12 protein-coding genes and 1 pseudogene are annotated in these 21977 nt (G+C 61.1%); 5 read left to right on the top strand and 8 right to left on the bottom strand.

The features are described from left to right. Together ACTWQD_RS17355 and ACTWQD_RS17360 are read left to right on the top strand one after the other, a co-directional pair. On the top strand, window positions 1-2286 hold the full coding sequence (locus ACTWQD_RS17355) for a 3'-5' exonuclease (protein ID WP_443197372.1): 2286 nt from the start codon (window positions 1-3) through the stop codon (window positions 2284-2286). A 43-nt stretch (window positions 2287-2329) separates the two neighbouring features. Beyond that, the gene (locus ACTWQD_RS17360) at window positions 2330-3325 is read left to right on the top strand and encodes a protein NO VEIN domain-containing protein (RefSeq protein ID WP_443197373.1); all 996 of its coding nucleotides are present in this window, start codon (window positions 2330-2332) and stop codon (window positions 3323-3325) included. 46 nt (window positions 3326-3371) lie between these two features. Here ACTWQD_RS17360 and drmB read toward each other — a convergent pair whose 3' ends face one another. The 5 genes from drmB to ACTWQD_RS17385 form a co-directional block, all read right to left on the bottom strand. Then, complete coding sequence (gene drmB / locus ACTWQD_RS17365; RefSeq protein WP_443197374.1) at window positions 3372-5465, bottom strand: DrmB family protein; 2094 nt, start codon at window positions 5463-5465, stop codon at window positions 3372-3374. Beyond that, window positions 5458-8664 carry a helicase-related protein gene (locus tag ACTWQD_RS17370; protein ID WP_443197375.1) on the bottom strand — a complete coding sequence of 1069 codons (3207 nt, stop codon included), beginning with the start codon at window positions 8662-8664 and terminating at the stop codon, window positions 5458-5460. The genes drmB and ACTWQD_RS17370 overlap by 8 nt, the downstream gene beginning before the upstream one ends. Window positions 8665-8668: 4 nt before the next feature. Then, on the bottom strand, window positions 8669-10474 hold the full coding sequence (locus ACTWQD_RS17375; protein WP_443197376.1) for a UvrD-helicase domain-containing protein: 1806 nt from the start codon (window positions 10472-10474) through the stop codon (window positions 8669-8671). Then, window positions 10474-15123 carry a DEAD/DEAH box helicase gene (locus tag ACTWQD_RS17380; RefSeq protein WP_443197377.1) on the bottom strand — a complete coding sequence of 1550 codons (4650 nt, stop codon included), beginning with the start codon at window positions 15121-15123 and terminating at the stop codon, window positions 10474-10476. Before ACTWQD_RS17380 ends, ACTWQD_RS17375 begins: the two co-directional genes overlap by 1 nt. A gap of 237 nt (window positions 15124-15360) precedes the next feature. Further along, a complete protein-coding gene (locus tag ACTWQD_RS17385) occupies window positions 15361-16599 on the bottom strand; it encodes a DNA cytosine methyltransferase (RefSeq protein ID WP_443197378.1) in 1239 nt (412 codons plus the stop codon). A 341-nt stretch (window positions 16600-16940) separates the two neighbouring features. Between ACTWQD_RS17385 and ACTWQD_RS17390 the strand changes: the two genes are divergently transcribed. Together ACTWQD_RS17390 and ACTWQD_RS17395 are read left to right on the top strand one after the other, a co-directional pair. Beyond that, the gene (locus ACTWQD_RS17390) at window positions 16941-17693 is read left to right on the top strand and encodes an EcsC family protein (RefSeq protein ID WP_443197379.1); all 753 of its coding nucleotides are present in this window, start codon (window positions 16941-16943) and stop codon (window positions 17691-17693) included. A gap of 426 nt (window positions 17694-18119) precedes the next feature. Next, a complete protein-coding gene (locus ACTWQD_RS17395; RefSeq protein ID WP_443197380.1) occupies window positions 18120-18731 on the top strand; it encodes a DUF4230 domain-containing protein in 612 nt (203 codons plus the stop codon). A 305-nt stretch (window positions 18732-19036) separates the two neighbouring features. Here ACTWQD_RS17395 and ACTWQD_RS17400 read toward each other — a convergent pair. Then, a pseudogene (locus ACTWQD_RS17400) lies at window positions 19037-19894 on the bottom strand (SLC13 family permease); the annotation flags it as partial. On the opposite strand from ACTWQD_RS17400, the gene ACTWQD_RS17405 reads away from it, so the two are divergent. Next, the gene (locus ACTWQD_RS17405) at window positions 19894-20019 is read left to right on the top strand and encodes a hypothetical protein (RefSeq protein WP_443197405.1); all 126 of its coding nucleotides are present in this window, start codon (window positions 19894-19896) and stop codon (window positions 20017-20019) included. The pseudogene ACTWQD_RS17400 and the gene ACTWQD_RS17405 sit on opposite strands and share 1 nt — an antisense overlap. On the opposite strand, the gene ACTWQD_RS17410 is transcribed toward ACTWQD_RS17405, so the two are convergent. Both ACTWQD_RS17410 and ACTWQD_RS17415 read right to left on the bottom strand, forming a co-directional pair. Next, window positions 20016-20342: a hypothetical protein gene (locus ACTWQD_RS17410; RefSeq protein WP_443197381.1), complete on the bottom strand. Its 327-nt coding sequence runs from the start codon at window positions 20340-20342 to the stop codon at window positions 20016-20018. The two genes, ACTWQD_RS17405 and ACTWQD_RS17410, sit on opposite strands and share 4 nt — an antisense overlap. A 105-nt stretch (window positions 20343-20447) precedes the next feature. After that, the gene (locus tag ACTWQD_RS17415; RefSeq protein WP_443197382.1) at window positions 20448-21581 is read right to left on the bottom strand and encodes a hypothetical protein; all 1134 of its coding nucleotides are present in this window, start codon (window positions 21579-21581) and stop codon (window positions 20448-20450) included. Window positions 21582-21977: the final 396 nt, after the last annotated feature.

Below are 21977 nucleotides of genomic sequence, written 5' to 3' on the forward strand. Positions count from 1 at the left end.
ATGGCGCTGGTGACATGGATCAAGCAGAAGGACAAGATCGACGGCACCATGAAAAACAAGGTGTACGCCTTCTTCGAGAAGCTCCAGAAGGACGACACCGCACCCGGGCTCCACATCGAACCGATGCACACGCCCGCGGACCCCCGCGTGCGCACCGGCCGGATCGACCTCAACTACCGAGCCGTACTCTTCAAAGTCGCCTTCGACACCATCCCGCATTACTTCTACTACGGCGCCTGGCCACACGACGAGGCGATCGACATCGCCCGCTCAAGCGTGCTCCAGGTGAACTCCGTCAACGGTGTCCTGGAGGTTATCCGGGCGTCCACACCCGACGGCGACACGCCTGCTATCCCGCCCGTTCCTCCTGTCGTGCCGGTTGTGCCTGATGCTCCGACGACGGAGGCCGACGTGGAGTCCGAGGTTCAGGAGCCGCCCGGCGGCGAGACCGCCGAACCCTGGACGAACCCGCTTCTTGGGTGCGGGATGGATCCAGCTGAATTAGTTTCAGAACTTGGCCTCGCCGCGGACCTTGTGGGCCGGGCATTCGCCGCGTCCTCTGACGAAGAACTCCTTGACGTCTTGGACGAGGCGCCGGAGTGGCAGGCAACTGCTCTCCTCGAATTGGCTGCCGGCACCTCCGTACAGGAAGTCCAGGACAAGCTCGCGCTGAGCCGCTACGTGGACGACCCGAAGGCTACAGAAGAGGAGAAGATCCGGAAGTCCCTGGAACATCCCGCCACGAAGATGCAATTCACGTTCGTGGGGGACAACTCCGACGAGCTCAAAAAGGTCATCGAAGGCGGGGACTTCGATTCCTGGCGCACGTTTCTTCATCCGGAACAGCGTGACTATTCGGAACGCCGTTACAACGGCTCCTTCCGGCTCTCCGGTGGTGCCGGAACGGGCAAGACCGTGGTCCTTCTCCACCGCGCCCGGATGCTGGCCGCGGCTGAACCGGCGTCGCGGATTGTTCTGACTACCTTCACGACGACACTTGCTGATTCGCTGGAAAGCGGGCTGTCGAAGTTGGATGCCAGCCTTCCCCGCGCGGCAAAGCCAGGAGCGCCCGGCGTCTATATTTCCGGTGTGGATTCACTCGTCAACAAAGTCTTTCGCGGCGCCCAGGAAATCGAGCAGCGCCGTGCCATGAAGGACCTATTCGGACTGGAGGTCTCTGCCCCGGGGAAGATCTTGGACACAGATGGTGCCCGCCAGCAGTGGGAGTCCGCCATGGCCGACGTCGATCATCAGCTAGAACTCGAACTCGCCAATCCGACATTCCTCCAGCAGGAATACGAGACGGTGATCCTGCCTAACTCCATCAGTGCCAAGGACGAATACCTAAGGGTGCCGCGCGTCGGCCGCGGCACTGCCTTGAACCGGGCGAAGCGGCTTGCTGTCTGGAAGGTCATGGAGGCCTATCGGTACTACAACCGCATCGAAATGCATGCCTCCTTCGTGGAGCTGGCGCACCTCGCTGCTCTGGTGCTTCGCCAACGTGCAGAGACCAGCGGAGCGCGTGTTGCTGACCATGTTCTGATCGATGAAGCGCAGGACTTGCACGCCGGGCACTGGTTGTTTCTCCGGGAGCTGGTCCAGCAGGGTCCGGATGACCTTTTCATCGCCGAGGATTCACACCAGCGCATTTACGGTCAGAAAGTCCCTTTGTCCCGTTTCGGAATTGGCATCGTCGGCCGATCACGCCGGTTGACGCTTAATTACCGCACCACGCAGCAAAACCTGGCCTACGCCGTCGGACTCCTTAGCGGAGCTCCGGTGACGGACATTGAAGGCGATCAGGAGTCCATTAACGGCTATACCTCTTCGCGGGTAGGGCCGCGGCCGGAGGAAATAGCTTCCACCTCAATCGCTGAGGAACTGGACAACCTTGCTGCGTATCTGCGGAGGTGGAAAGAAGAAGGCGTGCCACTGGAGACCGTCGGAATCCTGGTCCGCTCCAATTTCCAGGTCGGCAAAGTCATTAACGGGCTGAACGAACGCGATCTCGAAGCCAGGACGGCCGGTGCAGCGACGATGCCTGGTGTGCCGTCCGTGATGACAATGCACCGGTCCAAGGGCATGGAATTCACTAGGGTTGTTCTTTTCGGAATTTCGGACCAAACCCTGCCGGCGTCCTATCAGGTGAAGGACCTGGCACCGTCTGAGCAGGCCGACGCCATTCTCCGTGAGCGATCACTGCTGTATGTCGCCGCAACCCGAGCCCGGGACGGACTTGTCGTGTCGTGGAGCGGAAAACCGTCGGAGCTGCTTGGTACAAAGTAGTTTCAGTAGTCAGCAATCTCAGTCACAAGCATTTGGGGGAGAAATGGCGGTTAGCACGGTCGGGAAAAAGGCGCGCTGGTGGGACGGCGACGCCTCGCAGCGTTACTGGATGGAGGTGGTGCACGTTGAAAACTACGGGCAAGAACTCGTCGCACCCGAGGAGAGCCGTCACGACCGCATGCACGACGTACGCGTGGGGGATATCGTTCTGCACTGGGTCAGTAAGAAGAACCCCAAACGCCTCAAGCCGGGCGTCTATGGGGCGTCTGTGGTTGCTGGCGAACTGCAGCCGAACGCGGCTACCTGGGACGGAAAGCCCGCGAACAGAATCCCGCTGACAAAATACAAGGCTCTGCGGGAGCCCTATTTGCTTCCTGAGCTCCGGGCAAACCACCAAGAAGACATTCTTGGCGTTCTCGGGCGCCTTACTGAGGATGTAGGACGCAGGCCGAAGCAGAATGTGTACTTCCCGTTCAACAGGCATCCCACCGTTGGACTCAAGCCTAACGAGGGCTACTTGTTCAAGATGCCCCGCCAGGTTATCGACGCAGTGCCCCAGCTGCTTCCTGACAGCGACTGGGGCGGATTCGACATTCCGCTCGTTGCGCCGCCCGTCGGGGGACGAAACGGCGTCAAGCAGCGCTACGCGGGTTTCTGTGCTGACCCGCTACTGAAGAAGGCCATCGAGATGCAGGCCGTCCGGCAGGCGATTGCTCACTACGAGGCAGTCGGGTACAGGGTCGAGGACGTCGGCGCCTACCGGCCTTACGATTTGCTCGCCAAGTGCGGTGACGAAGAGCGGCACGTCGAAGTAAAAGGTTCTCAGGGATACGTCCAGAAAGTCATACTGACGCGCAACGAGGTGACCCACGCGAATGACTATGGCCCAACGGACCTGGTTGTGGTGGCGGACATCCAGTGGGAGCGCCACCTCGATGGTGCTATCGACACCGAAGACGGCGTCATCAGCGTCTACCCCGATTGGCGGCCCTCTCCGGAGAACCTGAAGCCTCTGAGCTACGAGTACTTCCTGGACTGAGTCCGGGTCTTGTATGGGGGGTCGGAGGTCCGACCCCTTCAAGAAGTTAGTACACCCTGTCGGCAAGCTTGTCTGCGAGGTCGGCCGATGCAAAATCGTTCGTGTGGTAGGTAGTCCACCCCTGCTCTGCGAGCCAGTCATCACGTTCGTCATCCCGCTCGACAAGCACGGCCACGCGCGAAGCCGCCCAGGACAGATCAACTTGCCACTGGTTGTCGGGGCCGATGTCGGCACCCCAATCCCCGAGTTCTACCTCGACTTCTACGAGCTCGGGAATGAGTTCCTGGAGCTCGGGACCGGATTCAGAGTAGACCGTCAGCCACGGGCTTTGACGCACGCTGAGAGGGACGTTGTCGTTGGGGGACAGGCCCGAGGCGGCACCCGGATTCTCCACGCCAGCCGCGGCAATCGGGTTCAGCGCCGCCCAATCCTTGAAGCCAAGCCCGATCTGACCATGAACGCCGAATAAAGTCCCTCGGTCGAGATTGGAATTGAACAGCTCGCAGCTCGTTTCCGGTACCAGGACGCAGCAGTGACATGCAGCGAGGTTCCGGGCGTCCGTACCGGAACCGCGGGACTCAATGCAGACGGGATCTGCAGAGCACCAAGACGTGCGGAATAGCCCTTCGTCCAGGGCCGCGCCGAGGCGGGCCGGGCTCGCCTGCGCAGCGATCCCGCCCAGGCTGCCTGCAGAGTCCGACGATGCCGTATACAAGAGAACTCCGACTTGGTCCTGACCCACATAGAGCCGTTCGCGAATCGATGACGCAGGGTAGCCGGCGTCCAACGAAAGCTGGTCGATGATGATGTGCGAAAGCGTGTGGATCAGAGTCTCAACAATGCTGACGGGTATCGGGTCCTGGCCACGCTGTTCAGCTGCCCGCTTCGCGTTCAAGCGGAGAGTTTTCTGCCTGCCGGCCGCGAAATCCGTTTCAGCCCAAGCCTCAACCTGCGCTCGGTCCAGAGCCACAAAAAGTCCCTCACCCAGCGTCTCAATTGCGGGCAGCCAATTCTGACGGTTGTCGTCCGGTGACAGCGGCGACAACTTGGCGTCGGGTTTGTCTTCACTCCTGGGGTGCAGACGGCTAAAGCCGTAAAGAGCGCGGACCTCCCTGAGCCGGGTGACTTTTCGTGCTGCCTTGATCCAGTGTTGATGGGGCTCAGGCACCGCGACTTTCTCAGCTACAAAATCGGTGTCAGGGCTGTCCCGGCGGCCGTTCATCAGCGCGAGGAACTCCTGTTCCCGTAGCTGGTCCTCGGAGAGCTCGGTTTCCTCACTGCCATGGAATTGGCGCTTTATTTCGGCGCGAAGTTCGTCGACAGAGAAGCGGCCGTCAAATTCCTGCGCCACGCCCTCGAGAACCCAGGTTGAACTGGGCTCCAAAGCCTGCGGCTGACTTAGTTGTGCGGCCTTCGACGTCACCACCTTAGCGAGAAATTCCGAATAAGGCGGGATGGAAATTGCAGACCTCACCACCGGGAACCAGACATTTGATGCGCCACGCTGAACCGTCTTCGGAGCCTTGCCGCATTCGCGCTCACGGTATCCCCAGCCGAGCCACGGGCGATTGCCTTGGCACTTCATTTCTTTAAGCGCGACGGAGTTGAATGCGTCCGCCATGGTCCGAGACTGGCCACACGAGCACCGAACTACCATGTCAGCCAGCGATGAGGTTCGACCTTCGGAAGCGAGGCTCAAGAGATGTTCGGCGCTGTCGGTCGGTGTGAAGCCGTGCACCCAGTAGGAATACGGGAAATCATCGATATGTCCGTCTTCGCACGCCACCACAAAGCGCGACGGCGTAAGCGGAGCGACGGATTTGCACATTCCGCATTTAGGGTCTTCGTATGGCGCCTGGAGTTGCTTGGCGGTGCCTAGCCGACTACAGATGGGGCATACCAGCATCTGGGGGAAGCGGACGACCGGGATCTTTCCGCGCGCCCCGGCTGGCGGCAGTAGAAGCTGGGCTACCCGCAAGCTACGGGCCAGGCGTGGCTCACTGACCGGCTTCAGTTGTTTCGTGTCCCACTGATCGATGCTGGTGATCATGAAACTGTTGTTTTCGGCGGGGAAGAGGCTCCCTACCCCGAATGTGGAGATCAACTGGCTGCGTCGGGCAGCATAGGTCTTTCTAGCCAAGGGAGGCGTCCTTCCTCATGGGGGCCGGCCGAAGGGCGGTCTCTGCATCAACGTCGCGCATGCTTCGTGGTGTCGGCCAGGGAATGCTGCTCGTGCTGTACACAAAGTCGGGGTCTTCAAGGGCCTTGCTGGAATCGATCAGAAGGGAACGAGGCGAGTTCTTTTTTCCTTCGTACGGCAGGTCGGCGTCCGCCAGGGCAGCCTTTCGCCAGAGGTTCAGTAGCCGCTCCAGCTCCTCGTGTGTTGCCGGCGCTTCTTCCGGATCGACGGCCGCTACTCGGTTGCCGATCCACGACATTACTTCGTCCACTGCCGGGGACTCGTCCCTAACGTGGCCAGCGGTGCCCCGCAATTCTGGGACGAGCATGCGCAGCGCCGAGACAAGCGTGGCGTGCAGCCCCCTGTCTCGGGACCGAGCCGCGAACGGCGTGGCACTCGTGGCTTCCACAGCACGGTACAGAGCGCCGTGGAAGTCGTTGAACGATTCATAGTGCGACCGGTCCCGCGTCCGGGCTGCATTGAAGATCGTGACGACCAGACCCGGGTGCTGGCGCCCGACCCTGCTGGTCGCCTGAATGTATTCGGCACTGGACTGCGGCTGACCCATGACGGCCATCAAGCCCAGGCGGTCAACGTCCAGCCCCACAGAGATCATGTTGGTGGCCAGCACTACGTCTTCGGGCGTGAGCCCGCTCATCAGGCTCTTCTCCAGGGACTTTAGTGCCTCCGGAATTTTGTGGTTTTCAACACGGCTGGTGAGCTCGCTCAGTTGGATCCCACGCCCCTCCAACCTGCCGTCGCGCTTGGCCAGCAGGTTCAAGCGGGCACGGACGTCGTCGTAAACCTGTAGGTATGCGGAGCCAAGCACTCGCAGGCTGTTGAAGTAGCCGACCAGCGTCCAGTATGGATCGCGGTCCTCGGTTGCGGCCCCCTCGATGACGTTGGATGAGTGCAGCAAGGACGCGTAGGTGCGGACCATTAGCGTGGCGTGGCTCGTACCGGATGCGAGAACGCCGACATATTGCCGCGTTCCGAATTGGTCGGAGGGCGCCTTGTTGGCGAAGAAAGAGTCATCCGGGTCCAGCCCCGGCGGCGGAAACAGACTGGACTCGCGGTTGAAGACGGACCGGATCTGGTCTTTGGCTCGCCGTATCGTGGCCGTTGAGGCAATAATCTTAGGCTTCCGGTTTGAAGAGCCACCTTCGCGTCCGATGCCGCTGGCCGCCAAGTCAACCGCTGTTTCAAAGAGGCCAACGGTTGAACCGAGCGGTCCCGAGATGAGGTGCAGTTCGTCCTGGATGATGAGATCCGGGCCAATGTCGGCGGAAGACAAACGCCCGAAGAGAGTGGCGATTTCACCCCGCCAGGACATGCCTGCGAATTTGTCGACGGTCCCGATCACGAGTTCCGGGCGCTCACGGTAGACGTCTGTGTCAATGATGTGAACGGGTAGGCCGTCGGCAAATTCGCACGCCTTGTTGGAACAGCTGACGAGCATCCGGTCGGAGGGCACTTTGACGATCCGGTAGTCATCGACCGTGAGCCGAGCGCCGCACCAGGGGCAGGCTTCGATCTGCTTGGGGTTTCCTTCGACAACTTCCTGATTGTTCCGAAGCTTTCCCAGGTTCGTCCGTGCAGTTGCTATGTCGTTCGGTGTCGCGCCTCCGCCCACCCAGAGTCCAATGCCGAATGGTGTACCACCGACCCGGTCCTCATTGGCCAGTCGAACAGATTCCAGGGAGCAAATGAGCATGGCAGCACGCTCAAATTGTTGGATCGTCAGAAGCCGGAGGGTGTAGCGCATGATCACGGCCACGCCGCGGACGCTTGTATTCCGCAGCCTCCGGAGCATCAGGAGGTAGGCGACAAGCCCCAGGTAGGCTTCTGTTTTTCCTCCACCGGTGGGGAACCACAGGAGATCAGCAATATCGCGTTCCGGGTGCTGATCGTCGGTCACTGACGGCAAGTTAATGAGGATGAACGCAATCTGGAAGGGTCGCCACGCCTGGGCGCCAAGCTCAAAGTCGCCCTTGGCTTCATTTCGCACCCAATCCTGCCGTGAACGCTGCATGTGCATGGCCTGATTCGCCAGCTGGAACGCCTCGAAGGCCTTTTCGTCGTCGATCAACAGCTGAATACCCGCTCTGATGCGGTCATGAGCCGTCCCGGCCTGCTTCATGTGTTCGGCCGCGACACCCCGCAAGTGCGGCGGAACCTGGCTCGCATCGTCGGCTATCACCGAGTCACGGGATACAGCGATCCACGAGGCGTAATCCTGAGCGAGTAAGTTCAGCTGCGTGACGACATCATCGCGGGTAGCTGAACCCATGAAGGACAGCGACAGGTCGGCGTTGCTGACGCCGGCCATGGACCGGTGGACATCCTGCCGGGGGACAAACGTCGTGCTCACCCGTCGGCAGCGCCGGCCTTCGACGTCGGACGTGTCCACCTCGACGGCGCAGCCGTGCCCGGCGCCGAAGACCATGTGATTTCGGTAGAGGAGTTCTGAAGAGGCCAGGTCAGGGTCCGTGGGAAGACTGGTGCGCAGCTTGGAACGATCCACAAGGGCGGCCAGCTCGGTCTGAACGGAGAGTCCAGCCTGGAACCAGCACGCCACGTCTTTATCTGATGTCGGGTCGGGTTTGGGGTGGGTGTTTCGCAGCACCACGGTCACTGTGACGACGGCCGCTTCGGGAGTACGTACCAAGGTGTACAGCTCCAGGGCTCCGCCCTCCAGCAAATGCCTCTGGGGCCCAGGTGAAGACAGATCGATTGGGATCTCGGGGAGTTCCGCTGGCGTACGCTGCCAGTCATATGCGTCGCGGCGCTTGCTGCCGCTGTCCCGGACGGTCGGCACCGGGGTGTACCTGGCGGCAGTGGGCGCGACGAGTAGAACCGTTGAAAGTGCTGTGTCAACGGAAACGGTTAAGCCCACGCTGCTGGGGTAAGTGAGCCGGGCGTTGGCCACCGGGCTGTCCACGGAGGCCTCGCCGGAGGAGGCAGCGACGGACTCCGGTTCGTCGGGTGCCTCTGCATAGGTGTCGTCCGATGCCGGCCAGAGTACTCCCGTGACGTAGCGCTCAAGAGGGCGCTCGGTGAGGAGCTCGTCGGTAGCACCGGGCCCGTAGAGGTCCGTTACCAGCCGGTCCACCATTTCGCGGCGGAAGGCGTATTTGCTGTCTAGGGTAGACAAGGTCATTCTCCTAATCCTTGATCCGGCTGATCAGTCCGGTAAGCCGGGGTACCAGCCACATACCGGAGGAACCGAGCCCCGCGAGTTTGGTTTCCTCTGGGTGGCCGGTGGCGCACTCGATGGATGTGACCCTGGCGCCGGTGAAACCTGATGGCCACGCCTGCTTGCTGCTGTATTGAAGGCCGAAGCTCTTCTTCAGTGCGTAGGCGAACGATTGGCTGGTCCGGCCCAGCACGCGGCCGTCGCTGGTAGTTAGCGTGTAGCGGGGAACTTCACCGGGCTCCGGTTGGGAGTCAATTCGGCCAGAAACGACTTCTCCCAGAAGGTCATCCAGTACAAGGCTGTTCTGCACCGTCTGAGCGTCTCCGTCTGCCGGGTAGTATGGCGAAATGTCGTCAATGTCGGAGTTCGCGAACTCCATCCTGGCCGTGTATTGACCAAATTTCCCGTAAGCCTTCTCCAGCCATCGTCCCGTCGACCCGTCGGCGCGCTTGAGGACATTTTTCGGCAGTTTGGTGGAGATTATCTCCTCTCGGGCCCGGCTCAGGGCGACGTACTTCTGCTTCAAGGTGGCCGCGTTCTCTTCTGCGGCGGGAGATCTGAACTCCGGTTGCAGATAAAGGACATTGGTGAACTCAAGCCCTTTGGCCCGATGTACTGTCGAAACGATCAGAGGAGCGACGTCGGCCACTGTGAGGGTCAAGGGGATCGATCTGCTGCGCAACCGCTGGCTGAGCTGGGGGACGTTGAGTGAGTCGTACGCGGAGAAGTTGCCCTCGGCTGTCTTTAAAGCGAGCCAGCGGTCGGCCGCTGCCTCTCCAAAAAGTTCGTGTAGACGGGACTTAATCTCGTCGGCGCCGTACGTCCTGTCCTCCAAATTCGTGAAGACCTGATGGACCCATGGCGCCACACTCATGTCCTGTGCCTTCCGCCGGATTAAGTGCGGATAGCCGTTCTCCCACAGAAGTTCACTCGCAACGAGGACTTCGTAATTGGTCGAACACAACAAGGCGGTCGTGTCGCCGTCATTCGGACTAAGCGCACCAGACTCATTCAGCAAGGAGCTACTGGAAACCTTTCTGCGGAAGTCGTCGAGGAGGCTATGCGCAACCTCGCACGCTGGGGTGTCGAGGGCTCCCAGGCTGCGGATCTCGTCGCCAACGGAGATGAGCTCCCGCGTGCGATCGGTCACCGCCCGATAGTGCTTTGCCAGCGTCTGTTGCTCGGCTCCAAACTTATTGACGAGAGTCTCGATGAGCTCCGAGGAAGTGAGTCTGGATTCCGATTCTTCCAATTGAAAGTCGTAAATGCCCTGCAGCGGGTCGCCCAGCACTGTGAACCCTAAGTCGTCACCGAGGACGGAGAACAGCGCCAAGACCAGCTCCGCGCGGTCTCCCACGAGATCCTGAGCTTCGTCGACCAGGATGTATTTTAGATAAGTGAGCCGATCCGGCGTCTCGTCGCCGGCGATGTATTTCGTGGCTTTTCTGATCCGGGCGTCAAAGTTGTCGCCCAGAGTCTCTTCGTCCATGTCGATCAGAATCTGCGCCGCAAAGGAGTCGAAAGTGCGGATTTGAAGTCCATCGAGATCGTGGATGCGGGCCCGTTTTCTGACAGCTTCGACAGCCGCCCGGGAAAAGCTGAGCACGAGGATTTCGTCGGCAGGATTCAAACCATCTTCTACCAAGGTCTTTACCCGTGCCAGAAGGACCTCCGTTTTTCCTTGCCCGGCTGCGGCCGTCACGAACATTCGCGCATCCGGCTCGGCCCCCGCAACGTCTCGCTGACTTTCGTCCAGTTCAATCTCGGCGAGCACTACGAACCGTCCTTCCACAGGTAGTCGAGCTGGGTAAACGCAAGCTTGTCGCCGTACTGGTCCAAATTGTCCTTGACGTTGACTATCAGGACCTCTCGGCTTCCACCGTTGAGCGGTCCCCGGAGCCCTCGGCCGATCATCTGGATGTATTTGTTCGGCGAGAACGTGGGCCGGCAAACGTATACGGCGTCGACCTTTGGTGCGTCGAACCCCTGGGTAAGTACATCGAAGTTGGTCAGCACGCGGATCTTCCCGTTACGGAAATCCTCGATTATGGAGCGTCTATGGCCCAAGTCCGTTTTTCCCGAGATGGCCGCTGCAGGAACGCCCTCAACGGTCAGGACAGCTGCGAGAGCTTCGGCGTGTTCCACTGAAGCAGCGAAGACCAAGGTCGGCCCCTTCGTCTCAGATGCCTTGATATGGTCGAGGATCGCTTCGTTGCGCTGCGTGCTGTCAGCTACGTGCTGAAGGTCGATCCGGCGATCAAGCATTGCACTTTGGGAATCCTCGTCTGCGGCCGAGGACATGTCCTTCAGCTTGAGCTGGATACCCTTCAGCTCGCGATGATTGACCTTGGCCAGAACGCCCATGCCCTGAAGATACTCGTGGGCGTTTTCCGCGCTGAACTCATCCGGCTCGATGAGGTTGCTTCCGAATCGGGCTACTAGTCGCGCGGTCTCCTTCTCGTTCGTTCCTCGATATGGCGTAGCCGAAAGTCCAAGCAGGGACCGGGACTTTTCGGTGAATGAGCGGCCGAACCAGGAAAGGACCGGAGTGTAGGACGTTGCGATCGCCCCGTGGGCTTCATCAATGATGACAAGGTCGGGGTCAGACATCCATTCGTACATGGACCTACGGGTCTGATGGATGCTACTCAGAGTCTGAATGGTTGCGACGACGAGGTGGAATTTCGTTTCTTCTCGGACGGCGTTATTTCCGCCCCACAGTCGGCTCACCGCCATTCGCTCACCGGGCGCTCCCGCTGCCTGCCAGACGTAGGTCCACGTGTCGATGGCCTGCTCGCAAAGTTCTTCAGATTGGGCAATCCAGGTAACCAGGCGGTGATCTTCCTTCGGTGAGGCTTTGATATCCCGGATGACTGATTCGACGGCTACGCGTGTCTTGCCGGCACCCGTGGGCAACTGCACCAGGCCGCGGCTGTGCTTGGTTTGCCCGCCAAGGAGGTCGACGATCTTCTTGCTGGTTGTTTCCTGGTATTGGTGTAGCGGGTTCAGGCCCACCGGTCCAACGAACTCCTCGCGTTCGGGCTTCTTCTTGATTGATTCGCCAGCCATTGCCGGTGAGAAGCCGAGCTCCTTGACGAACTCCTGGGCGGTCCGGCCGCCACGGAATTGACCCGGGGTTTCGATACCTGCTTCGGACAGGGCCGGCTTGAGCACCTTAAGGAGACTGCTGCCGTGAAGATTGCTGACGATCTCGAATAGCCGCTCGTCTGTGAGCTCGAGCTCGCGGGCATCCAGCATCTTCGTGACAGCGTCGGGGATTAGCTTCCGTAGGGTGTCCCGACCAACGAGTTCGGCGATCTTACCGGCGTCGGTCTTCTGTTTGTTGACGCGTCCGATTCGAGCTTGGGCCTCATCGTCCTTCTTGAGCTGCCGCATTGCCTGCATGACCTGGGCGGACGCACGTTTGCTGCCAAAAGCGCCGAGAATTGTCGTCAGTAGTGCCTGGTCACCTTGTGGAGCCCGGTAATAAAGAACGCCATCCTGGAGGTAGGACGCCTTGGGCCTGGCATCGGAACGTGAGTCAAAGCTGTTCGTCTGAACTTCATCAACGGAGACGCACGGCACACACAGAGACTGGACCGCGACTTCACTTGCTGCCCGTTTGAGATAAGGAAACCTCGACTTGATAGTTTCGGGCACTTCTCCCTCTACCGGTGTGGCGCGAACCGAAGTGTGAAACTCCACGGTGATCCGCCTGATTCCCCAATTCTCGACCAGGGCGTCATCGAGATCCGGATGGCCCGTGTATACGACTGGCACGTTCGTTTTTTCAACCAGGTAGTCACGAGACTCGAGGTCGGCAGCCAGAACAACATCCGATGTCAAATAACGTGTATTCAGGCCTCCGCTCAAAGGCGTAAGAAGCTCCTTCGGCGGCCGAACATCTAGGGCAGCCGATGCTCCATATAGTTCGTGGACTTGCAGAATCGGTAGCTGTTGTTCAGCAAGCGAATAGACAAAGCTCCATTGGATTGTTCGTACGTCGGTCGGCAGACATAAAGCCTTCGCTTCCTCCTCACCAGGAAAGGGCAAATAGTCCGTGGGTAGCCCCTCGACTCGACCGACACACTGTTTTGTGTCTACCAGCCCCAACGGCGTATCAAAAGCACCGTGGTTTTTAACCCACCAGAGATCCGGTCCATCGATGGTCTCGGCCGCCCGGAAGCCGCTGCTGAACTCAACTTTGGTCGGGTACTGCGGCCTGCTAAGAATTGTTCGCGTGACCTTCGCGCGGGTCGAAGCCGACGCATCGACCAAGAGATGAAGACCATCTGTCGTCAAAGCCTGGTTGAATCGGATGCCGGCCGGGGAAAGCCGGGCGGGTCCATTGCGGGACCCATCGGAAAGGCGGTCAGCCTCGCGGGCTTTCCACAGATCGTATGTGCCCCCGGCCCGGACCATTTTCGCATCCGCTAGCGTCGTCCGTGCGCCCAGGTTGCGCAGCAGGGCGATGTCGTTTGCGTGATACTGGTCGTCGACTAGGACATGTTCGTCCCCGATGTTGGTTTGGGGTATCAGTCCACCCGGTAGCCAGACATTACCCAGGTGACGCCAGTTATGGTCGCGGCAGCGAACCAGAATTCTTGCAGGTTCCGTCCTCTCGTTCAGTATCGAGAGGCTTTCCGGGACTGCAAGTGACCGAGTCAGTTTCCAGAGGGATCCGGCCAGCTCCGGATCAAGGTAATCCTGGGCTACATCGCTAGCTACCCGGTTGACGATGCCGCGGCCGTCTTGAGCCTGAAGATCGAGTGCACGCAGGTAAGTGTTCGCCTGCCCGTGATGCATTAGTTCGTAGGAAACGATGTTGGATGACTCGTCGTCGGCCTTCATAGGCAGAAAAACTCTTGATGTGATCGGTGCTTGGACGCTGCCATCTGACATGAGCACAATTTTGCTCCGCCGCATTGCGGGCCTGTAGTCGGCGTAGGACTTGTCGATGAGCGCCGCGAGCTGGAGGGCATTCTCGTAATCCGCGAGCTCTCCAGTTGTGACAACTTCTTCCAGCCACTCTTCGATGGAGGCCCGCTTTAGATTCGCTTCCTTCAAAATCCGCATTACCTGGCTTTCTCGTCGCAAGGCTGACGAGTGGAGCCAGCGCCGGTCCGAAGTCACCCAGGAGTCCCAGAGAGCGATCAGTCGAGTGGCTTCTTCCAATGCTGGCTGGACTTTGATTTCGCTGGGGAGTCTGAGGACGCCTGATTTGTCCGGCAGACACGGTGCGAACGGCAGAATCTCAAAAATGGGCTTGTTAATAACAGAGTCAGCCCACGAGCTTGACTCCTTGTCGCGCGACGGGAGTATGTCCAGAAACAGCGCCGGATCCTCCGGTGTTCGAAGGTCTGGGAGGGCGCTTGCAACCATCCGAGGAAGCGTTCGGGTCAGAATTTCTCGGTTGTACTGCGACTCCAGCATGCTGTGGCGGTCTTCATTCATCTTGAAGGCCGCATTTATGATGCCGCGAAGCGATGTCTCGTGCTGAGTGGGGAAGTAGTTCCAGAATCGACCCATTTTGCGCCGCTGGTTGCCCGTCAACGGAACGGCCCAGGACACGTCAACACTTTGACGCGCAACGATGCTTCCCGCCTCAATCGCGGCTTGGGTGCTTACTTCGTGACTATTTCGGAAAATGAGCCATTCGTTGCTGTCGGTGCCGTCGGAGAGAGTGACGCGATTGCCGTCCCGAGCTGCGGTCCACGTCCAGGAAGAGCTCTGGATCCTGTCCTCAAACTCGAGGGAACCGATTTTGTCGGAGAAGAGGAGGAACTCTTCGGGAAACTTCTTCATCTCTTCCGAGAGCCAGGTGACGCTGCCACTTAAGGGAAGCTTGACCACCGTGGTTGACCATTCAAAAAGATCCGAGAGGACCGGGTCCTGGGCGGCTTCCACGTCGGGGTCCACCGGAGTGGCCAACCGCAGAATTGGATAGGCGGCCAGGCCCGGATAGAGGCTTCCCAGACGCATCCGGCTTTGATCCTGGCTCCACGCAACAGAGCCACTTCGACTGAAGATTTTGGGCTCTGTGGTTATTTGAATTACCGATTTGAACCCAAGGCCGAAACGACCGATCTCGTCGTCACGTTTTTCGGAGGAGTGCGACAGCATGAGTGTGCGGAATCCGGCTTCCGTGAAGGGCTGGCCCTCGTTTGCGCAATAGAGTGCGTCTGTTGTCAGAACCACTCGGATGCGGCCGCCCGGTTCCTTGATTGCATCCGCTGCATTTTGGACGAGCTCGTTGAGCTGTTTCCGGCCGTAACCGCTCTGGGAGATGGCCGCCTCAATATTGCTGTGCTCGCGAACGAGATCCGGTCGCGCCCGGTATGCGTTGAGCGCGCTTTCCGTCTCCGCTGCGACAAATTTGCTGAGCGACGAAGCCGTCCCAGCCCATGATTCCCGAACCATCATTGGTTCCATCCCCCACTTGACAAGAGTGCCGTCGGCTCACACCGGTGTTTTCTCGATCATTCTTATCATCGCGGAGCGATAGCGTTACCGACCACGGCGGAGAACAAGTCAATCGTCTTACAAATGTTGCACTAGACGGGATGCTATGGCGCGACCGGGAGCCAAAGGAACAGCAGTCGTTTTCGGCCCAGAAATGCATTACTCGCGATGTCTAGCGAGTGTCCGTCCACCCTTGGGTCAAAGGACAACGGAAGATGCGGAGGCAAGGGGCGCCGGGAGATGTTCGTGGCGTCCCCTATCGGGTCCCCGCCTGTCCCTTGCGGCGGGACTCCCACCCAGGGCCGGATCAAAGTCCCTTTCTTCAACAATCGCCGGGACGCCGTGGACTGTCTTGGGGGAGGCTGCGTTACTGGGCTTGCTGTCGATGGCGGTCCATTGTTTTCTGGTGACCGTGTCGAAGAAACCCGCGTCGAGGTCCCGGCCGAGGGCTGCTGCCAGGACGTGTGCGGCGAGACGCGGTGGAATGGCGTTGCCGATCTGCTGAGACACATCCTTTCCCGACCAGGGGTAGTTAGCGGGGAACGTCTGGAGAAGGCCACTTTCGGAGACCTTGAGTCGATCAAGTTCACCCGCGTTTGAGAACAAGCGATTCCGAGAGACCTTCCCAGTAACGGTGAAAGCTGGTTCCTTCGAGGTGCGCCGACCACGGGCTTTCGGATCACCGCCGGTTCCATAATTGGAGACCAGCTCGAACGGCTCGAGTCGGTCAAGGGTCTGGCCGATGCTCTGGCACGGTAGCAGGGCAGACTGCTCGGTGGATGCTTGGACTTGCGTTCTCCTGAAACGCCGGTGCGTCGGGACGGGAAGGGCAGGTGTGAAGAGTTGGTTCGCGATAAGGATCGCGCGGCGGCGGGTTTGCGGGACTCCGTACTCCTCCGCGCGCAGTACCCCGGTCACGGTCTTGTAACCGAGTGTCTCCAGGACCGTCGCCATGGCCTCCCATACCGGCAGGACCGCTGGGACCTGCTCTAAGACGATCACCTCGTAGGGGTTCCCGGCCCGATGGGCCTCCAGCGCCCACCGCAGCGGCTCTAGCACCAGCCCGGTTCGTTCATCTTCTAAAGCGGCCAGCTCAGCGGTGATGTCGTCCTCGTCGACCATGCGCGCAATAAAGGACAGAACCCGATTCAGGGCCTTGCGGCCCGCGCCTGCCCCGGCCACGGTATACGTCTGACACGGAGGTCCTCCTGTGAGGACAGTCGCGCGGGGGAACTCGGATGGACTGTGCTCCCGAACGTCACCTTGCACGGTTTCCAGGCCAGCGGCACGTCTGGTTTCACAGGCATTCTTGTCCCACTCGATGCCGGCCACGGTCAATCCCAGCCAGTGTGCAGCGACATCTAATCCACCAGGACCGGCAAAGAGATCCACCATTTGAGCGTCAGAAGGAGGTGAGTCCGATTGCACGAAGGTCATGGGACACGATCTTATCGGTCGACAGGCCATCGACGGACCAGCATCGCCGGTCTTCCCAACGATCATGAGCAGTTCTCGCTGGATCGATGGTGCTCCCCCCACGGTAATGGTGGTAAGGATCGCTTGTTTGGTGTGGTCTTGCGATATCTGACTCGAGGAGGCTGGCGTCCGAGACCACACCGCCGCCCATATGACTTCCCGGAAACATTGCAGGGCGCGCCACGCTCGTTCCTAGCACTCTCCGCGTTTGGCGGTAAGTTCATGCCCGGGGGACGTTCGCCGGCGTGTGCGGTATGTGCGGGATTCCCCTGCGCCATGTCAGCACAGTCGAAAGGTCACAAATGTCCGATCCTGATTACAGCCGGCCGCCCGAGTCCGGCTCCCCGAGCGAGCAGCGCGAGGAGTCGTCAACGACGACCGCCGAGAAGGCGTCCGGCCAGCTGCTGAAGTTGGCTGGCAAAGTGATCGATTCGGGTGTGGGTCCGCTGACAGGGTCAGTCGCGTGGGCGGAGGATCGGCTTGCCCGCGTCCAAGGACCTCGGTACGAGCCCAACACCGACCCGACAAGAAAGGTGCGGCCATACGAGGTCGACGATATCGAGAAGGCGATCAAGAGGCTGATCGTCGAGTCGGTCGAAGCGGCAGGTGTGAACGGTTTCGTTACTGGGCTCGGTGGGTTCATCGCGATGCCAGTCACCGTTCCCGCGAACATGGCGGGTGCTCTCGTAATCAACGCACGTCTGGCCGGCGCAATCGCTTATCTGCGTGGGTACGATCCCAAAGACCCGCACGTCCGCACGGTGGCCACGCTCGTCGCAGTCGGCTCAAATGCGCAGCAGATCGTGAAGACATTCGGCATCAAGGTCGGCGAGAAGGTGCTGATTCAGGCAATTAAGCAGCTCCCGATCGCGGTCATTCGCGAGATCAATAAGAAGGTCGGTTTCATGCTCCTGGCCAAGTACGGCACAAAGCGTGCGGTCGTGACCTTGGCTAAGGGCGTGCCGCTGGTCGGTGGTGTGATCGGCGGCGCAGTGGACGCGACCATGACCGGTGCCATCGGCCGCACGGCGAGGACGATGTTCCCTGTCGACTGATCGCCTCGCTTTCTGGCAGTCACCCGGTTTCAGCACCCGTCGGGTAAGCATCGACGTGTTCCAGGATGGAGGGACCCACGCTCGCCGGTTTGAAGACCTCGGCCGATCGGCCTTCAAGCTGTGCGGCAGCGGATCCAACCTAACGGCGCCGCCGCTGTTCCTTTGAATGCACGTTCGTGACGGCGCTGTTCGAAGTATCCGAAAACCGGGACCCGGACCACGGATCCGCCCCGCTCGTATGCTGATTCGGGCGTTCTGATTGGCGTCAGATGTCAGCCGACACTGACAGCACGGCGAGTTCGGCATGACCTTGCCAGCCGAGACGAGCCCAGAGCACTACACTGAGGCTGAATCAGCCCCCGGCGCCGCCGGGCGGGCATATCGATAGGGACGGCCCCAGGGCGTTTCAAGGCAATAAGGGAGCCGATGATCGCCAGGCTTTTCAAGGGCATCGTATTGGTTGTGGTTGGAGCGCTCGTGGCGCTGGGCGGGCTGCTTGCAGCCAACATGTCTGGGCTCAACCCATTCCAGGCGAGCCAGGTCGACCGGAGCCAGCCCGTGCTGCTGAAGTCGATCCAGGACATCAGTCAGTACCACGCCGCGGTGGGAAATTTTGAGGCGGTGCTCGACGTCGAGAACGACGTCGCGTGGGTGCCGGGCATCATCGCAGGACGGCGGACGCTGTATGTCGCGGCGGGCACCGTCAATGCCCACGTTGATCTGTCCGGTCTCGCTGATACGGACCTGACAATATCCACGGACGGCAAGTCGGCGACAGTCCGACTGCCCGAGCCACAACTCGATAAGCCGAACCTCAATTTTGACAGATCGTATATCTACGATCAGAACCGCGGAATTGTCGACCGGATCGTTGACGCGATCGAGACGCCGCAGCAGGCGGAGCTCTTTGCGCTCGCCGAGACGAAGCTGGCCGCCGCCGCCGAGGAGTCGGAGCTTCGAAAGCAGGCTGCCGAGAACACCAAAGCCATGCTGACGGGCATGTTCGGCTCGCTCGGAGTTCAAGTCACGTTCCTCTAAGATGCGTCCGGCTAGTTAGCGTCGATCAGGTCGGTTGCGGTCGTCACTCATGCTTCGGCCATAAGGCAGGGCCGCACCGCACTGGACCCACCGCCACAAGGGCAAGTCCTCCCGAAATTCATCGCTGGGGACGTGGTCGCCGTCGTCCGTTCCCTGAACCTTTCAGGCAGCCGGACGCCGCGGCGGCCGAGGCCCGCGGTGGGGCAGCCTCCCTGCCTGGGAAACTGACAAAGTCGCAAAGTCCGCGACAAACCAAAAGGCAGGCCGGCTCTGAAAGCCGGCCTGCCTCTGACGCTTAGAGCCGCTTACATAACCCCCGTCGGCACCAGCAGCACCCAGGCCAGGGCCGGCGCCACCAGGACAACCCCGCCGGCGTACATCATCAGCTGGCGGTAGACGCGCTGGCGGTCGTTGTCGCGGGCGTTGGCCACCACCAGGGCGCCGTCGGTGGAGAAGGGGGAGACGTCCACCACGGTGGCCGCGATCGCCAGGGCCGCCACCGTGCCGGAAGCGCTCAGCGAGCTGGTGGCCAGCAGCGGGCCCGCCATCGGGATGAACGCGGTGAGCAGCGCCGTCGACGATGCGAACGCGGAGCCGACCCTGATCACGTAGCAGAGCACCAGGGCGATCAGCAGCGGCGCCCCGAGGGCCAGGGCCATCTCGGCGAGCGTGTCGATGACGCCCACGTGCTGGAGCAGCGAGACGTAGGTGATCATTCCGGCCACCAGCAGGACGGTGGACCAGGACACACCCCCGATGAACGTCTTGTGTTCCTTGATGTTGACGAACGCCAGCAGCAGGCCGGCGGAGAGAGCCACGAAGCCGATCGGCATGTCGAAGCCCAGGGTGCACACCAGGATCGCGCCGATCAGGAACAGGGTGAAGATCTGCTGGCCGGTGGGGCGGCCAGTGCGCGGCGTCTCCAGGCCGGCGTACTCGTTGCTGTGCTTGTCACGCAGCTTGCCCAGCAGTCCGAACACCACGATGGTCAGGACGGAAAGGATAAAGTTCAGCGCGAAGCTGGCCAGGAAAAGCGAGCCCTGCGAGATGGGGAAGCCGTTCTTCAGCGCGATTTCGTGCACCAGCACGCCGGCCACGGACAGCGGGGAGAAGCCGCCGGCGTGGGCCCCGTTGATGACGAAGGCGCCCATCAGGACCGGGTGTGGCCCTGCAGCCCCCGGACGTCCGGGTGATCAGCCTCGGCTCCGCGGCGCCGCTGCGGCGGGTGCTTCTGGCCCAGCGCCAGGGCCGGGGACTACTTATAGCGACGGCGGTCCGCCTGGCCTAGCCGGTCAGGCCCGGGGAACTTTCGTGGCTGCCGGCGTCCTCGCCGGATGGTGGCGCCATGAGGGAACGAAAGTCCATTCTCCTCTTGAGGACAGAAACCTTCGGCGCAGGAAATCCCGCATCACGTAGCTCCTGCGCCTTCCACTGCGCTCCGGTGGCCTTCTTGAAGGATTCGATATAGCGTCGTCTGGCTTCGTACAGCACCCGTTCAGCGTCATGCATTGCCTCGTAGCTATCCAGCACCCCGGCGGCAAGTTCGAGCTGCTGCTCGGTGCGGCGCTGGTTGGTCGCGCGTAGGAATTCCATTTGGTCCTGGCTGGTCATGGCTCATCGTATCGATCGACGGTATCAACGGACTAGGGCCGCTAGGCCGGGCCCACGGCGAGGTCAAACGGATGGTTCAGAGGGCAGCGGCGGCCGTTCACCGACTCAGCGCACCCGCAGGTTCGAGGGCTTTCCGGGGACGTCCATCGGCTGCAGGCCGGCGGCTTTGGCCTGCAGCACGCACCACCTGCGCAACGGCATGCCAAGAACCTTTGGAAGGGACCCGTGGTGCTGCTTCACCAGCGGGGTTCCCACGCTGCCGAAGAGGGACACGCTGATTCCCGTTTCTCCGTGCAGCAGGGTGTCGCCGAGCACCGACCTCCACGCCTTTTCCAGTGCCTTGGTAGAGGCAACTGCACTGCCGTTGACTCCCTGGAAGCTTCGCGCCAGATGCGCGTGCATCCGCTGGTGCTCGGTCAGGGCCGGCGCCTTGGGAGGAGTCTTCACCGTGGCCGGCAGGTCCTTCACCGCCGCCTTCGGGGCCGTGCCGACGGCCGTCGGCTGGCCGGCCGGGGTTTCCGCGCCGGCGGCGGTGACCACAAGGTCGGCGAGTTCCGCGTGCAACGCCGCGATCTGCCGGTGGATTTCGCTGATCCGGAGGACGACGTCGGTGTTCCCGCCCTTCGGTGAAACGCGAAGCTTGGTCTCTGCCTCGGGAGGGAAGGTGGTGCGGAACAGCGCACAAAGCGCTGTCGCCAGCGCACGCCGGGCGCCGGCGTCGGGCAGGAACAGCGGTGACCGGCTGGTCGAGTTGGCAATCACCGCAGCCAGTTCCGGCAGGTCGCCGTACACCTTGCCCCAGCGGATCCGCTCAATGATGGTGTTCTGGTCCACCTGCGGGGAATAGACGCTCTGCATGAGCCGCAACTGCAGCGCATCGAAGGCGGGGAAGTGCTGGGGGAAGATGGCGCCGCGCAGGGCCGCCCGGACGGCGTCGAGCTGCCGCGACACCTGCTCGATCGGATTCGGGACGGCCAGGCCGCCGTCCAGCAGCCAGGGCTTGCCCGTGTCGGTTGCGAGCGCGACGCGTTGGGGGAAGCCCTTCCACTCGCTGACCATGAGGGTGCCGTGCCGGACGTTATAGAAGAACCAGTCGACTTCGGCGACAGGCCTGCCGGGTGCGTCCACCCGGCAGTTGCTGAACGCCCACACGTCGTCGTCCAGCAGTTCCTCCAGCCGGGCAACATCGCGGGGGGACGGTCTGTGAGCGGCCGAATTGGCGGAAGGAAAGTGCAGCAACGGAAGCCTTCTGGGGCGCTGTGCCAGCTGAGGGAACCCCACGCCCCGAGCCGGTCGCGCGTCGTGCGCTACGCCATCATCACCGGCCAGCAGGCCCAAGGGCAAGGGCGGCGCGCGGGCGGCTTTGCCGGCAGGGGCCGCATCGCTCTGGGTCCCGCAGCCCGGAAGTCTCTGCGCCCGGGCAGATGAACGTTTGTGCAGACGTCCGCGGCTACGCGCCGGCAGGTCCCGGCAGTGCCACAAAGCTACTGACCAGTAGCTTTGCGTCGGAGTGGAGCGGTATTCACGGGCGGGCAGGGCCCGCGCCGGGAGCCGAGTTTTTGTGCACATCCGTGCAAATCCATGGCCGCAGCGGGCTCACGTCTGCCTAGCATTTGAGGACCGCAGCCCAGACCC

Origin of the sequence: Pseudarthrobacter sp. 1C304, assembly GCF_052245515.1 — a bacterium.
Lineage (GTDB): Bacteria > Actinomycetota > Actinomycetes > Actinomycetales > Micrococcaceae > Arthrobacter.

Excerpts from the sequence above, each read along its gene's own strand:
- ACTWQD_RS17390 (WP_443197379.1), top strand. The coding sequence starts at position 16,941 with ATGTCCGATCCTGATTACAGCCGGCCGCCCGAGTCCGGCTCCCCGAGC.
- ACTWQD_RS17360 (WP_443197373.1), top strand. The coding sequence starts at position 2,330 with ATGGCGGTTAGCACGGTCGGGAAAAAGGCGCGCTGGTGGGACGGCGAC.
- ACTWQD_RS17395 (WP_443197380.1), top strand. The coding sequence starts at position 18,120 with ATGATCGCCAGGCTTTTCAAGGGCATCGTATTGGTTGTGGTTGGAGCG.
- ACTWQD_RS17385 (WP_443197378.1), bottom strand. The coding sequence starts at position 16,599 with ATGACCTTCGTGCAATCGGACTCACCTCCTTCTGACGCTCAAATGGTG.
- ACTWQD_RS17355 (WP_443197372.1), top strand. The coding sequence starts at position 1 with ATGGCGCTGGTGACATGGATCAAGCAGAAGGACAAGATCGACGGCACC.
- ACTWQD_RS17380 (WP_443197377.1), bottom strand. The coding sequence starts at position 15,123 with ATGATGGTTCGGGAATCATGGGCTGGGACGGCTTCGTCGCTCAGCAAA.
- ACTWQD_RS17370 (WP_443197375.1), bottom strand. The coding sequence starts at position 8,664 with ATGACCTTGTCTACCCTAGACAGCAAATACGCCTTCCGCCGCGAAATG.
- ACTWQD_RS17410 (WP_443197381.1), bottom strand. The coding sequence starts at position 20,342 with ATGACCAGCCAGGACCAAATGGAATTCCTACGCGCGACCAACCAGCGC.